Annotated in this window: 16 protein-coding genes; 7 read left to right on the forward strand and 9 right to left on the reverse strand. The window is 55.6% G+C overall.

The annotated features are described in order from the left end of the window. Positions 1-50 precede the first annotated feature (50 nt). Positions 51-668 (reverse strand): hypothetical protein, encoded by a 618-nt coding sequence (locus BMX17_RS11135; RefSeq protein ID WP_092660002.1) that lies wholly within the window; start codon positions 666-668, stop codon positions 51-53. Further along, positions 665-1,360, reverse strand: a complete 696-nt coding sequence (locus BMX17_RS11140; protein WP_394327904.1) for a hypothetical protein — start codon at positions 1,358-1,360, stop codon at positions 665-667. Before BMX17_RS11140 ends, BMX17_RS11135 begins: the two co-directional genes overlap by 4 nt. A 1,076-nt stretch (positions 1,361-2,436) precedes the next feature. Between BMX17_RS11140 and BMX17_RS25090 the strand changes: the two genes are divergently transcribed. The 3 genes from BMX17_RS25090 (at position 2,437) to BMX17_RS25100 (ending at position 4,593) form a co-directional block, all read left to right on the forward strand. Next, positions 2,437-2,928: a hypothetical protein gene (locus tag BMX17_RS25090; protein ID WP_139203481.1), complete on the forward strand. Its 492-nt coding sequence runs from the start codon at positions 2,437-2,439 to the stop codon at positions 2,926-2,928. Between the two features lie 157 nt (positions 2,929-3,085). Then, complete coding sequence (locus tag BMX17_RS25095; protein ID WP_139203482.1) at positions 3,086-3,892, forward strand: hypothetical protein; 807 nt, start codon at positions 3,086-3,088, stop codon at positions 3,890-3,892. Beyond that, positions 3,889-4,593, forward strand: coding sequence for a hypothetical protein (locus BMX17_RS25100; RefSeq protein WP_139203483.1), 705 nt, complete (start codon positions 3,889-3,891; stop codon positions 4,591-4,593). The genes BMX17_RS25095 and BMX17_RS25100 overlap by 4 nt, the downstream gene beginning before the upstream one ends. Positions 4,594-4,930: 337 nt before the next feature. Here BMX17_RS25100 and BMX17_RS11150 read toward each other — a convergent pair whose 3' ends face one another. The 6 genes from BMX17_RS11150 to BMX17_RS11170 all read right to left on the reverse strand — a co-directional run bounded on the left by BMX17_RS11150 (position 4,931) and on the right by BMX17_RS11170 (position 9,458). After that, entirely contained in the window at positions 4,931-5,392 is a 462-nt protein-coding gene (locus BMX17_RS11150) for a DUF6884 domain-containing protein (protein ID WP_244514986.1), read from the reverse strand. Then, positions 5,382-5,630, reverse strand: coding sequence for a hypothetical protein (locus BMX17_RS11155; RefSeq protein WP_092660006.1), 249 nt, complete (start codon positions 5,628-5,630; stop codon positions 5,382-5,384). Before BMX17_RS11155 ends, BMX17_RS11150 begins: the two co-directional genes overlap by 11 nt. A gap of 53 nt (positions 5,631-5,683) precedes the next feature. Next, a complete protein-coding gene (locus BMX17_RS11160; protein WP_092660008.1) occupies positions 5,684-6,376 on the reverse strand; it encodes a hypothetical protein in 693 nt (230 codons plus the stop codon). A gap of 14 nt (positions 6,377-6,390) precedes the next feature. Then, positions 6,391-6,537, reverse strand: coding sequence for a hypothetical protein (locus BMX17_RS26075; protein WP_170845392.1), 147 nt, complete (start codon positions 6,535-6,537; stop codon positions 6,391-6,393). 664 nt (positions 6,538-7,201) lie between these two features. Further along, the gene (locus BMX17_RS11165; RefSeq protein WP_092660010.1) at positions 7,202-7,849 is read right to left on the reverse strand and encodes a hypothetical protein; all 648 of its coding nucleotides are present in this window, start codon (positions 7,847-7,849) and stop codon (positions 7,202-7,204) included. A gap of 610 nt (positions 7,850-8,459) precedes the next feature. Beyond that, entirely contained in the window at positions 8,460-9,458 is a 999-nt protein-coding gene (locus BMX17_RS11170) for an IS110 family RNA-guided transposase (protein WP_092660012.1), read from the reverse strand. A 480-nt stretch (positions 9,459-9,938) separates the two neighbouring features. Here BMX17_RS11170 and BMX17_RS11175 point away from each other — a divergent pair, with 480 nt between their 5' ends. The 4 genes from BMX17_RS11175 (at position 9,939) to BMX17_RS11190 (ending at position 13,272) form a co-directional block, all read left to right on the forward strand. Beyond that, entirely contained in the window at positions 9,939-10,487 is a 549-nt protein-coding gene (locus tag BMX17_RS11175) for a hypothetical protein (RefSeq protein WP_139203484.1), read from the forward strand. A gap of 439 nt (positions 10,488-10,926) precedes the next feature. After that, entirely contained in the window at positions 10,927-11,925 is a 999-nt protein-coding gene (locus BMX17_RS11180) for a hypothetical protein (protein WP_092660016.1), read from the forward strand. A gap of 80 nt (positions 11,926-12,005) precedes the next feature. Then, the gene (locus BMX17_RS11185; RefSeq protein WP_092660018.1) at positions 12,006-12,773 is read left to right on the forward strand and encodes a hypothetical protein; all 768 of its coding nucleotides are present in this window, start codon (positions 12,006-12,008) and stop codon (positions 12,771-12,773) included. A gap of 85 nt (positions 12,774-12,858) precedes the next feature. Beyond that, a complete protein-coding gene (locus tag BMX17_RS11190; protein ID WP_092660020.1) occupies positions 12,859-13,272 on the forward strand; it encodes a hypothetical protein in 414 nt (137 codons plus the stop codon). A gap of 766 nt (positions 13,273-14,038) precedes the next feature. Here BMX17_RS11190 and BMX17_RS26660 read toward each other — a convergent pair. Then, positions 14,039-14,671: a hypothetical protein gene (locus tag BMX17_RS26660; protein ID WP_211611326.1), complete on the reverse strand. Its 633-nt coding sequence runs from the start codon at positions 14,669-14,671 to the stop codon at positions 14,039-14,041. Positions 14,672-14,690 lie beyond the last annotated feature (19 nt).

A 14,690-nucleotide genomic window follows, 5' to 3' on the forward strand; every position in this document is an offset into this window, starting at 1 on the left:
CTCCGGCGGTTCCGGTAAGTGCTTTGTCTGTATTTAGCAGACCACTCCTATCAGCCGATTGATGTTAAAATAGAGTCAATTCTATCCAAGCCGAGACGGGGATCTGGCGTACAAATCAGCGAATCCACAGGTGTTCCGAACAGACGAATCGACGCAAAGCCGTGCTGGAGGGTCGTCTCCCGGTCGCGGTCGGGACAAGCCACACCGTCGTAACCACAGTGGACGCGCCGCTTGTCGCCCCGCTCTCGATCAGCCATGTGGATGTTCAGCGACGACCAGCGAACACCAGAGTGGAAGCCGACGACGGGCTCTATGTCGTCGCATACCGTTGTGATCGCGTCCCAGGCCGCTTCCACCGCTTCGCGGAGCTGTGCATCCGAGGCGGCGACTTCGCTCGGGGCGTCTTGGAACTCGGCGTTGGCATTGTACCAGAGGTACACGCCCGGTGTGAGCGGCTCTTCGCGAGGGCAGCTCTTGTCGTAGTGGCTTGGATCGAGGACGACGTGGAAGCGTCCGGACGGAATCGGCGAGCCACACAGGGTCGCTGACGTATCAGGATCCGCATCGTAGGCGTGGGCGTCGTCGACGCGATAATCTGCGACTGCACGGATGCTGTCGTTGGATTCTGCCTCGGTCGAGAAGGCAGTTAGGTCGGTCTGTTGGGTCATGTCCAGGAGTCGAGCGTGGATTGCTCTTTCACCTGTTCGATGGGACAGAGAAACCGCCACTTCCAGCGCTTCCTTATCGCCTTGTCCTCGCGGTTGCTGGCCTCGCTCGGTTCGGCGAACCCAGTACAGGTCCAGCCCTTGTCTCGGAGGGCTCGGATCATGGCGCCGTCGTAGTCGGCACGTACCCACGTCAGAAGGAACCGCGTCCCCTCCCGGTCAGCGGTGTCAGCGACGAACCGTTCCTGGGACCGCGCGAGCGCCGCCGAGGCGAGGTTGGGCATCCGAACACCGAGACAGATCCGGGCGGCCTCGACGAGCGTGTCGCCGGCGACGACCTCGTCGTCGACGATCTGGTTGGGGTCGATCTCGTCGAGGATCCGCCGGGCAGTCGGTCGGAGTTCCCGAGGGAGGTCCTCCTCGATGGTCACAGGTTGGGGTGCCAGCTGGCCGCCAGTCCGGTAGCGAATCCGCTTTTTCGAGATCAGGGGGTATCGGTAGGTGATTGCCCCGACGAGATTCCCCTGGAAGCGGACGCTGTGGTGAACGATATTCACCGACGGCAACGAATCCATGTAGGAGTGGTGTGCCTTGTAGATCGCCGCAGCCGTCTCGCGAGGAACCGGATCGACAGTGACGTGCTCGGCGAACCGGAGGCCGAGGGGGGCAGTGAAGGGCTCGCCGTCAGCGTGGATTGGGCACCCGCAGGTGGGACGATGTCAGTGCTGGAACGATGCTGTCTGTGCCGGAACCGAGCGTGTCTGGTGGGTCATCCCTCGCCCGACTGGGAAGAGACAAACGACCGGGTGTCTCCGCTGATAGAAGTTGTCGCTTTCTACGTGAGCAAGAGGCTACCAGTACCGGCACCCTCGATGAACAGTCCTCGTTTCACACGGAAGCGGATCGTGTTCCGGCCCGGAGTAGTCTGGCCCCGAGTTCGGGATGGACGTTTCTGTGTCTGGCATTATTCTCACCTGCGATTAGCTAACTCAGATCATTGACCGAGCCCCAAGCTCGAGGCGCGTTCTTCAGGGATGAAAAGTCCAATACCGTTTTTGCCCTTCTAAAAAACACAGAAGTAGGCGCCGTCGAACTATTCATGCTATATTGCCAATGCTAACGGTTGGCTGTATTGGTAACTTTGGGTCTGATGATTCCACGAATCAAGACTCAGATCCTTCAGCGGATGATACCGGTGAACAGGATCAGATAACTGAATCATAGGATTTCCCGCTTGAACTCGAAGCTACTGTCTCCTTATTGAAGTTCGATATTTCTCCAACAAAGGTCAAGCGCCATCCGGATGCTGAGTACCTTCCGGAGACCCGACCTTTTGTGGCAATCCTCTTTACTGCGACGAACACTACGACGTACGAGCGATATCTCACTAACAACGATTGGCGAATCTAAATTTCGGGCGAGTCCTACGATGACGGGGGTATGGAGACTCTGCAGTCCAGTACCCTGACCGCGTTAAACCAGATTACTCCCCCGAAAGTCCTCCAAGAAAAACGCGTGGTGCTTGGCTTGAGAGATATGTACCTACTGGGTTCGAAGGAGAAGAAGCGACTATTGCCTTAGACTGGAGGGGGACGCCTGAGGCTAATGCTCTGTGGTCATTCTAACTCCCAACGGTATCTCTCAATTTATACCTTTTTAGGTGAGATCTCACAACCAATGGGTAGATGAAGAAATTCATCCTTCTTGGAAACTTTATTAGAGGGAAAATGCTAGCACAAAATTTTTAACATTAATAATAGAAAAGACAACCATGGGAAAGTTAGAACTTTCGTTAATCACCCTTGTCATCATTTCAGGGTGTATTTTTCTGCCAGCAAACGATGGCCAATCAAGTAAGCAATTTGACGGAAACTATAGTGTGAATACTTCTGACGGTATTAGGTGTGGGGTGGAAGGTGTTTCGTTTGTTAGACCTGAATCAGCAAATGCATGGGATAATGACGAAATATTAGTTGGGTATGTGGCAAATAGTTCCAACTCAACACTATTTGTCGCCATGATCAACGGATCGATTCTTGGTGTTGGGATACAGAATAGCTCTGGTAACGAGGAAATTAACCAAGATGGTTTGAAGATTAAACTAGATAAAGAATTAAATTCGGAGTATAATATTCGGGTGGTAGCGTTCAGAGATTCGAATCAAAACTATAAATTTGATCAAAATAAGGATCTGCCGTGTATTAAGGAGAATGGTGAGTTGGTTCAGGCAGATATGAAGGTTGACTTTTCCAAATATAATTAGAACAGGTGCTACCGAATCTGATAGATTAGGATAACATGGTAATCTAACCTTGCGGACAATCACTCAAATAATTCATTCATTGTATTAATCTGATCAAACCACAGATATGTGGGGGAGTAGCAATGTTTATTAGGGACCCGCATTTTGAATTACCTGTATGCCAAGCAGAAATACTAAAAGAAAAGGGGGAGCAGATGACAATAATTCATCGCGGTCTCGCAGGCAAATACTAAAGGATGCTTCCTGTCTCGGTACGGGAGCTGTTTTGATGTCCGGTGCTGGTTCAGCAGCTCCGGCAAAAGAAGCCATTAAGAATCAACAGGAAACCGGGAGAGGAAAATTTCAGGATTTCGGAGTGGATTTTACTATTAATTCGGCGGACGGTGAGCCCAAAATCATCAATGAGTGTACCCCACCGAAATATGAGGTCAATGAAGACAGGGTAATTCTGTATTCTGACCGGGTACAAGATAAATCGCTAGGTGATCTCCAGATGGCCAACGGATGGGTTCCTAGTCATGAACTACATGAAAAGATGTTCTCCGGAATCAAGAATCGAAGCGTAGTGTCCAATGCTGAGTTTCTCCCTACCACCTTAGGGAATTCTCTACACCCAAGACAGGGGGTGAAGTTGGGACAGGCTGATTTCGGAAATATTAATCATGGTGATATCATGAAAGAGCTAGCCCAGGAACCACCAGAAGGAGATAAGATCGAAGTGGAACTTAATCCCCTGACTGTGGAAATATCAGTTCGCCAAAAGGAAAAAACCGATGCAAATGTCGAAGAGCTACGGAAGGAACTTTCTATCCCTCCAGAAAAGGTACCAGAAAATACTGACAAGAAACCTGTCGTATATAATTATGAGTCGGTTGAGGCAACAGTCACACCGAGGATCATTATAAGAAATCATGGTCAGGTTACCGCTCACAAAGCAGCTAATAGAATGGAGGTATCACAATGAGTTGGGATTATGTCACGTACGAAAGGTTCCAAGACGGAATTGGTCCTGCAGATTTAGTTGTCAACGTCATGAAGGAGAACGGGACCGACAAGGAAAGATGGGACGCAGCATATAATGCTGTCCGTGATGCTCTAGAAAAAGTATACCAAAACACTGGTATATCGACCGGAGTTTGGAAAATTGACTCAAACACAAACATCTCCTGTAATAATAAGGAAGAAGACGCCAACGAAACAATTGATGAAGAAACCATATACGGGCACGAACAATATCTGTGGGTCCTGAGCTGTTCAGACTGGGTTGCCTATTCAACGGGGAGCGCATGGACCGATAGAGCTAACGCGTTTATATCTGAAGATAACTTCCGTTACTCTGATGCGAGTTACGGGTTCGGCCACAACGCAGTTCATGAGGCCCTGCATGGCTATTTATCAGCAGACGTATGCGACGAGATACAATCTCAAATTCTAAATAATTCGGGCCACGACGGCAATTCCAAGGATCACGCCCTTGGAAAAGTTTGGAGTAGAGGGGTAATTGAAGGTGCTCCGTCACCGATGTTGGGTACTTACGGACAAGATACAGCAGAACATGGCGATTGTAATCATTTTGAACATCATAGTGACTATTCTAAAAAGATTACTGATTGCACCTATGATGCTCTCCAACTATCAAAAGAGCACGAAAATAATAACCATTAGCCGTTAACAAGATTGCTGGCCTGAAGTGTAATCAATTTATATTTTCGTAACTGTATAGGTTTCTGATTATATTTAGCCTTTTTCGTCAACATTGGTCTTATAAGTAGTAAAGAAGGAAACGATGAGCATCTTGGTCCGCACAAACTACTGATCTCTGAATCATATTTTGTACGGTATTGCAGCCAGCCGATGCTTGATTGTGATAGTGACAGATAAAGCCGATACAGACTTTGATCAGTCCAACGAGACGCGCTTTATACGGCCGGAAAAGTTTGCATTTGCCCGATTGGGAGCACTATTTTTTTGCTATTGTCACGAATATAGTAACCGAGGATAACTACAAGAGACGCGCGTCGACGTAGTCGCCCCCAGCGAGGACGACCCGCTCCCGGCAGGGCGACTCTTCTTGATCGGCACGGAACGGTCGACGAAGCCAGTCGGCCAACCCAGAGTGGACCCGGCGGGCCCACCGATCCAGTTTCGTCGTGATGGCATCGCCTGATGGTAATTCGATTCGCGGCTCGCCGTCGATGGGCACGTCGCGAAGGTCGTCGATCGTCGTGTCGTACGGTGCTGTCTCCATCCGGGCGGGCAAAATCCCGTGTTCGGCGGAGAGAACAGCCCAGGTGTTCGCCCGCCTGTCGGCTGTTCTGGACCACGGGACGGCAGCCTCGGCGTAGCGACGTTTGAGTACAAAGTATGACGATGTATACAGGTCGCGAGCTTCAGCAGGCTCGTCAGTTTTCGCATCGCCACAGCCCACGAGGACGAACCGGCCACGCGTACGCTCACGCGCCATCGGCTTCCCACCGCTCGGCGGGGTCGAGCTTTCGAACCTCGGCGACGTGGCGATTCCGCTCGGGAGCGAGGAACTCTGCAGTACAGCCGGGACACGCCCGGACCTGCGTGACGCCGACTTCGAAAACGAGTGCCTCGAACTCGTACTGGGCCGGTTCCGTACAGGCCCGGTAGAACTCACACTCAACTGGATTGATCTCGATCTGTTCGTCGGTCGCCTCTGCTGAGTCGGTGGCCATGAACGAAATCCTCCACCCAACCGGGGGAGAACAAACAGATGGCGGCAGAATTGTCAGACCCAATCGAGTGTGACAGTGAACGGCCCCTCCCAGTCTCTGGCCTGCTCGGGCGCGTTGTCGTGTGCCCAGAGCTGTTTGGCTTTGCAGGACCCGTCGTCGTACAGACTTCCGCTTTCGTCAGTCGCATCCTCGGCTGGGACGACGAAATGTTCGCGCTTCTCGGCCGGAACGAGACGGCCCTTGTGCCAGGTCTGTGGGATGAAGGTCACGCGTACCCGGCTGGACCCGTCACACTCTGGCGGATCTGGAACCAGATCGAGCAGGTCCAACCGCCCGGCGATGTCGGTGTGCTGGCTGAGCCACTGGCGGGCCTCGGTGACGGCCTCGTCGATATGCTCTTGATCGAGCGAATCGCTCCGGCCCCACTCGGCGCCGTCTTCGATCACGGTCGCGCAGGCTTGCGCGATGATCTCGCTGATCCGGGAGTCTTCGGCGTAGCCGGTAACTCCGTTCTGGGCGGTCTCCAGTTCACGGTACAGCATTGACTCGGTGCCGGTCTCCTGCTCACGCTCGTGGACAGCACACCGCAGGTGAGCGACGGCGTCCAACAGATGGCCCAGCTGGGGGTCGTCCTGGATGTCGTCCCGGACCTGCTTCCGAAGGGGGATCGAATCGAACTCACGGGCGGCGCGACGGGCGAGATCTGCCTGCTTCTCGGCCCTGAACGTTGTCTCGGCAGCGGTCATCGCTGTTCCCCCTCCTACATGACTGGGCGGGTTTCGAGCCACTGCTGTCCGGCGAAAATCGCGCCGGACTGTTGGGCGTTTCGATGTTCACATTTAATGTCATTATCTGGGTAGTCAGAACGTTTTGGCGATGGGTCGCCGCGTTGCTCGTCGGTACTCATGGTGATCAGCCTCCAGCCAGCAGGGGAGACAAACTCAGGCTGTTCTGGGGCTCAGCCGGGAATTTGTGCCCTGTGCTGACTCGATGGAAACGCTGCTATCCCTGGAGAACGTGAAGTAAGCATGGGACGCAAGAGACCGACCTGTATTCCGTGCCATAGAGCACGTCGTGCTGACTGGTCCATGCGCGAAAGAAGCCGAGTCATGGGCGCTACAGCTCGGATGCCGCGCGGCGCGGCATCCGAGAAAGCCCGAATAGGTGAAGCTCTGCTTCACGTGCTGGCGTCCCGAGTCACAAGATCGTCTCCCCCGGCAGTGATGACCGTTGAGTGATCGCAGAGACGAGGGAACTGAGGGTCGCCGACCGGGCGACCCTCAGTGGCCGGCCGAGGCCCACCGTTAGCAGCTGCTATTGCCAGACAGCAACCGCACCGCATGACGATTTGGGCCGCCTATCGGCTGGGAAAGAAGCAGATCCCGGGACGGCAGAACTATTTTATTTCAAACGGTGGTTTGTGTAGGTAGCAGCGTTTCCATAGGTGAATACAGGGCACGATTCCGGCACGTAGGGGTGGAATCCGTGCTGCTAGAATCGGTCGATACAGATCTTTTACTACCGGTCTGGCGTTGAGATTCGATACACAGAGATGTTATGTCACTCCGGATTTAATTTAGTGAGGAGGCAGCGTCAACGCCAAATTCCGATTCGATCCAGTTATACACCGCTCTCTGAAGGTCCTCTTCATCGGGAATCGCCATCACCGTCGCTTCGCGAACGCCAGGCCATCGCTGAATCTCGCCGGGTAGATGTCCCTCCACTTCGCCTGGTTGTGTACTCTGGGGCTTGCTATCGCCCACGAGGTAGTTCACGAGGAACCAGTGGTCAGTGGCGTGCCCTCTCACCTGAATCGGGTCCACTTCAGTCGGATATCTGAGCTCCTGAAACTCGTAATCGTCATCGTCTGAGGAGATTTTCCCATCAATTAACCCCGACTCGTCCGTATCGTAATTGAAGAGGACCAGTGTTGGTGTGCCAGTATGGACGGCGTGGAGAACTTCGGTTGTTGTTCCGACTTGCGGTGTCTCTGTAATGTAGGCCACAAGGCCATCAGCGGCGCGAATTGCTGCTATATCTTCTGATACCGCACCACCGACTCGGAACCCGCTATGCTCGTGACTGAACCCTTCCGGATGGTAGAATGTAATGTCGTCGAACTGTCCCTGTACGCTACGCCGCCATTCCGCATGTTCACCATCTTCACGCATCGCCCCCGCAGTGTATATCCGAGGGGAGGGCTGGTTAGTGTCGGTCATACCCCCTGACTAATGATTGAATTCACATCAAGTCTTCCACCTAGGTACCATCCGATGGCTGACGGGACCGACCTCGACATCATTGAGACATAGCTGGCCCAGTTATACATGCTGGCGCTGGAGTCAGCCGCCTGCGCACACATCAACCTGGCACTGGTGGAACTCGACACTGAAGTCACGCAAGAGTTGGCCGTGTGTCCTTTTTGCGGGCGTCTGGGTCTGCCGAGAGGGTGCGAGAATACGACTGCTGAGTCCTCGCCTCAGGGTTTATCGGTGTACCGTTCGCCTAGCAGTCTGTTACTAGAGGTCGTACTAGTCTACATTGATTTTCAAATTATGCTGCTGAATACAGGGAACAGATCTCGCATGGAGTTGCCTTCCGATCATGGGTGGTTGGATCGCTCACCTATGGAAATTCTGCTACCTGATCTAACCACCGTTGGTCGCATAGTGTTTTGGACTTCATAGACGTCCGACCTATTGAACGAGAAAACCGACAGACGGTAACCGGGCACCACTTTCAACAGCTGACAGGCGGAGACATCGTGTGCGGTAGCTGTGGCTGGTGCGGTCCGCGAACCAGCCATGAGCGCCGCCTGCTCGGCGGCGCTCAGGCGCTCACACCTGGGGGATCATACACCTCCTTTCGGTCAAGCATATGGTAGATTGACACCAGCAACTTCCGCGCGGTTGCGACAATCGCCTCGTTCGAACTTTTCCTTCCTGCTAACCGGTCGTAGAACCGACGTAGGTACTCATCATCACAGGTATGGACAGCTGTTCTTGCACACTGAACGAGAATCCACCGTAACCGTCCTGACCCTTGTTTCGAGATACCACCCTCGAACCGCGAGTCGCCAGACTTGCGGATCACCGGGTTCAGCCCAGCGTAACTCACCACTGCTTTGTCCCCATCAAACCGGCTGATATCGCCTAATTCGGCGTATATCATCAGTGCTGAGTAGTAGCTCACGCCGGGAATCGTCATCAAGCGCTGGGTCTCTGGCAGAGACCCAGCGCGGTCTTCGATCGCGGCTTCAAGTCGGTCAATCTCTTCGGTCAGCGTCTCGATCATCGTGAGATACGAAGCCAACAATTCGTCCCATGGTGCCGGGAGCGAGAGTTCCCGCAGGAACTCTCGTCCCTCAACACTCAGCGGCTTCACCTTTCGCGTGAGGCCCTGATCGGCCAGCAACCCGTGGATCTTGTTCGCGTACTCGGTGCGGCTCTGAACCAGCTTTTGTCGCCCGCGCACGAGTGCGCGGGCTTCCCTGATTTCATCAGTCGGAACGTAGCTTTCCGGCACTGAATTCAGCCGCACCATCCGCGCTAACTCTTTTGCGTCAACGCGATCAGTCTTCGTGTCTGCATTAGCGATCAGCTTCAGTTTGCCAGGACTGGCAACAGTCACATCCAAATGCTCCGACAGCGTATCGTGGATGTGGTAGTAATTGCTGGTCGCCTCGATCGCAGCTTCGGCTCCAGCATAGCGCTGGGCGAGGTCGTCGAGGTTCGCGTTTTCGACGCGAACCTCTTCGACGATCTCACCAGCTTCATCCATTACTGCCACCTGTGCGTACCGCTTGTGAACGTCAATTCCAAGGAACATGGATTGTCGCTCCGGGACGCCAGTGCGTGAAACAGAGACTCACCTATACGGGCTTTCCCGGGTGCCGCGACGCGCGGCACCCGGGCTGTCACGCCCAGTTCTCGGCTTCTTACGCACGTGGACCAGTCAGTACAACGTGCTCTGAGGCACGGAGCGAATGTCGGTCTCTTGCGCCCCATACTTGTTTCACGCTCTCATGGGATAGCAGAATTTCCATCGAGTCAGTACAGCCTCTGTACTGAACGATTCGGGAAGTCAGAAGATGAGTGTGGCAACCGTTCTATAACACCCTGTAGTACTGCTTAGTAGTGGTTCAACCCTCACCGTGCGAGTACTGAAGTGGGTCCGTCTATCGGTTTGAGGCCATAGCTTTGCGCTTGAATCTACACTTAGACACTCGACTAGTGCTAGTGATCTAGTAGCGGTACTGTCGCGGTCTCTCGCCCGATTGAGGCTCCCGTTCTGGCCGAGGTATTCAGAATGACAACGCACATCCCACGATCTAGGAGTACTGGCTGCACTGTCGGCGTCGTCGGCTCGCAGTACATCAACAACACGATGCTGGCGTCGGTCGAGCCGCCGACGCTCGGGGTTCGAGACTGTCCCGAGACCGACTGCAAGAACTACGACAAGCTGTTCGCGACCGTCGACAGCCACTTGGTACGGCTCAATCCCGACGAGATCCTCGTGCCCGGTGGCTCTGGCCCGGAGAATGCCGCCCACCACTGGGGCGACATCCACAACGTCGACGTCTCGGTCACGACAGAACACGGTGGAGAGATGCCCCACTGGCTACGCCAACGGGCGGTGATGCAGCGGGCGGACAAACTACTGGCGTTGGTCGCAACTACGAAGCGTCTTTGCACCAACAGTTCTGGCTTTGTCGTCCCAGAGAATCCCGACGAGCGCGGACTCGCTATCGTCAACGAGGCCCAGGATCGGTTCGCCGACGGCGATCGGATCGCCGTCGTGGTAACGAGCAGTCGGCCGTCTTCTCCATCGTCTAGTGGGAGCGCACAGCCCCGTTGAGGAGATGCGAGGGAACCAGACGATCATGTCGGGAATCGTCGCTTCCGTGAGCGGTCAGCAGGGCCGCGCCCGCAGCCCCGTTGAGGGGATGCGAGGGAACCAGACGATCATGTCGGGAATCGTCGCTTCCGCGAGCGGTCAGCAGGACCGCGCCACAGCCCCATTGGGGGTATGCGGGAGAACCAGACGACTATGTCGGGAATCGTCGCTTCCGCGAGCGGTCAGCATGGCCGCGCCCGCAGCCCCGTTGTGGGGATGCGAACGGAGCAGACGATCATGTCGGGCAGTCCTCGCAGCGCCGTCGGTCGCACTCCCCGCGACCGCACGGATTGTGAGGTTGCCATGGAAGCGAGAGATACAGTCGGATTCGGTAGGCAGGCTCGGAAAGTCGCATCGCTCGCAAACCAGCAGTCACGCGGTTCCATCGATTCAACTACCCATGAGTGAAGTTACCATCGACGACGTTCGCGAACAGTTCAGTGACAACGACCAGGACGCCCTCACCGACGAGGCGATTCAGGACAAGATCGACGAGTTCAACGGCTTCAAACTCCCCGCCGACGAGGTTATCCGCGGCGTCGTGGGAGCGCTCGAAGACAAGTTCGGCATCGAGCAGGACGATTCGGCACCCAGTCCCAGCGCCGGCAGCGAAAGCGACGGTAGTAGTTCCGACGAAGTCGAGATCGATACCATCGCCGAGATCAACACCGGCGAGTGGCGCGATGTCGAAAATGGCGAGTGGCACGACATCGAAGGCGTCGTTCTCCAGCTCTGGGACGCCAACTCCGATGCCATCGCCCAGACCGGGCTCATCGGGGACGAAAGCGGTGTCATCAAGTTCTCCACCTGGGCGAAGGCCGCTGACTCTGTCCCGGAACTGGAGAAAGGTGAGGTGTACGAGATCCAGAACGTCGCCGCTGACTACTACGAGCCCGCTGACCGGTTCAGCGTCAAGCTCAACTCCTACACCGAGGTCACGCATCAGCCCGACACCAACATCGACGTGGACGACACGACCGTCCAGTCGGGCATCGTCACGCGGGTCCAGGAAGGCCTGATCAAGCGCTGTCCCCGCGAGGACTGCTCGCACAAGGTCCGGAACGGCCGGTGCAATGAACACGGCGAAGTGAACGGTGAGTTCGAGCTCCGACTCAAGGCCATCCTCTCGCTCAACGGCGACGAAGCCGTCGAACTGCTGTTCAACGACGAGCAGACGGCCGAACTCATCGGGCTCTCGCTCGATGAGGCCATCGAAATGGCTTCGGACGCATTCGACATCGGCGCTGTCGAGGACTACGCCAAAGACCAGGTCGTCGGTCGCTACCTCGAAGTGGAGACGTCCTCGCTCGGAGACTACGAACTCGTCGAGAGCTGGATGTCCATCGAATCGGTCGACGCCAGCGCCGTTGCGGAGACGCGAGAGAGACTGAGCGCCTAAACAGAGAGCGTTCTGGCATCCACGGTATCGTTCGCAAAGCAGTCGCGGTGCGGTCGCGGTTCCAACATTCAATTCCAACAATGACGAACAACCAGCAGCAGCGGCAGGTTTCCAAGCGCGTGTTCGCCAGCGAACTGAACGAATCGTTCCTCGTCGAAAAGCGCGGTGACGGTGACTACGATCCCCGCCTGCAGACGCTCGTCTCAGGCAAGTACGCAGGTCGCGTCGTCGTCGTCGGCACGCTCACTGACGTTCAAGAGATCAACGACGACGGCTACCTGCAGGCTAAAGTCCACACGGGCGACGACAGCCTCTACGCCTACGCGGGGCAGTACCAGGAAGAGGCGCAGTCGGCCCTGCAGGATCTCGACGCTCCGGCCTACGTCGCGATGGTCGGCAAGCCCAGTGCGTACGAACTCGACAACGGAGGGATGAACGTCTCCATCAAGCCCGAGACCGTTCAGGAAGTCTCCAAAGCCGAGCGTGAGCAGTGGGTCCTCGAAGCAGCCAACGCAAGCCTCGATCGTCTCGAAGCGTTCGATCCTCACGACGGTGAGGCCGGCGAGGAAGCCATGGCCACCTACGAGGACATCGAACAGCTCCACGAGCAGATCCGCAACGGCGTCGAGCAGGCCGTCGAGAGCGTCTTCGGTGAGGCCGAAACCGAAGAAGCCAGTGTCGAAGACAGTGCCGACGAGGAGCAGGACGAGATCGCCGAGATGGACATCAACGAACTCCGGATGTACGTCTCCAAAGAGACCGAGTACAAGGCGTCGGGCGACTACCACGAACTCGAACAGAAGGCTCGCGGCACCTTCAACGACTCCGGACAGGCTGCCGAAGCCTGATCTGGGTCTCGCCCCCGCGGTCTTTTTTTGCTGACTGGTTCGCCGGGCCGCCCACACATTGTGGAGTGGCGAAGGAACCAGAACCATGGGCGCAGACCGAGGCAGGACGAAGTGGGGACACCTGGTCGAATCGCCAGACAACCACCCTGAAGAGAGTACTACAGCGAACAGCGAGACCGACGAAAGCGAACCCGACGGCGACATCCCAATCACGCTGGACAAGCAGATCGTCGTCGTCACTGACAGTAGTGACGATCGCGAAGACCGCTATCGCGTTCGCGTCGTCCACAGCGATGCCGAGTGGTCGCCTGTCGTCTCCCACGCGACGCACGACCACCGACTCGCCCCCAGCCGCACCTGGGATCGAGTCGGGATGTGCGACTGGGACGAGCTGCCACTCTTGGTTCGCCATCGAGTCGCGGCAGCCGTCGCCGGCGTCGATGAACCAGCCGATCTGGACCCGACTAAATACGGCTTCTCGCGGGTGAGCGGCGAGTGAGCAGCCAGCCCAGCAGGGGGACAGGACCGCAGTACGGCACCCGCACAGCGACAGCAACAGCCGGCGCGCGCGGTAGTTCGCCCCCTCGCGCGCGCCTCCGCCACAGCATCCGGCAACAGCCGCCAACAACCAGCACGCGCGTTCGCTGGCGCTCTCACACGCGGATATCACCCACTCGGGGAAACGCACCTCCGTTTTCGTTTCCCCCCGAGTTTGGACCGCACAGGGCCCGCACCGCAAAAGTACGCTACGGCGCGCTGGCGCGCGCCGGGAGCGGTCCATCCCCCCGAACCAACCGCACAGCAAGGTTCGGGGGGATCCGGGGCCGCACCGCAACCGCAACAGCACCGCGACCACACCGCACTGCACGGCCCCACGACAGTACCAATGAATGGAGCCCGAATAGTGAGTGTGGAAAGTTGGGAGTAGCCACTGGGGACGGGTGTAGCCGACAGCTGCCAATTCCAGACACGGTGGTGTGTCCTCCGTCCCCCAGCCACCGTACAGCGACCCACTCCGCAGCGACCCATTTTGCCGCTACCCATTTTGCCGCTACCCACCTTGCCGCTACCCACTTTGCCGCTACCCACTCCACACCACTAGAGCTAGCTAGACAACTTCCCCGATAGTTGAGTGGTCCGTCAATCGTGGATTGATGAGTTCGATAGGCTGTTCGCCCAGTTCATGGAACTCGAACGAACTGCTATCTGTCAGAACCGAAGTGATGGATACAACGCGCGTATCTTGTATAGAGGGAATCCCGCGTCTAAGTAATTCCTAATGCAATTTTAAATTCATTCAGCGTTCCAATATCATAATTTTCCGCTCTTGTTTGCAGATCTTCTACTCTCTGTCGATGCTCGTCAACCTCGTCACTATTTTCCCCATATTTTTTTGCATCTCTTGACCATTTAGCAGACTCAGAAGCAATTTGGCTTGCTAACTCTGACCTTCTGCTTGCCTCTTCTGCTAAATTCACTGCGCCTTGTTTATTTGATGTTTCGTCAGCGAAATCTGCTGCAGAAGAAAAATGATTTTTGGCGTTCATAGCAACGTCAGCAGCTTCCTCATATTGTTCTGCTGCCGCGATATAGTCATCGCTCTCGAAGAAATTGACTGCTCTATCACCTGTTTCATCTGCCGAATTACTGTCATTTAGTCCCTTTTCATAAGCCGCAGCAGCTTGTTCAGCAAGTTGCGTGTTGTTTGGCTTTTCTGTAGGTGTATCTACTTCCGTAGGTGTATCTGCTTCCGTAGGTGTGTTCACTTCTTGAGACGAAGATCCTCCACCGGATTGAACATCAGACTTTTTTTGTACTTCTGGGTCGCTTGGAGCATAGTCTTCACTATCGATCACCCCGTCACCATCCGAGTCCTGAATATCATCTTCTTGAGACACATCTCCGCTACAACCAGCA

The organism is Halorientalis persicus, from assembly GCF_900110215.1.
Taxonomy (GTDB): domain Archaea; phylum Halobacteriota; class Halobacteria; order Halobacteriales; family Haloarculaceae; genus Halorientalis; species Halorientalis persica.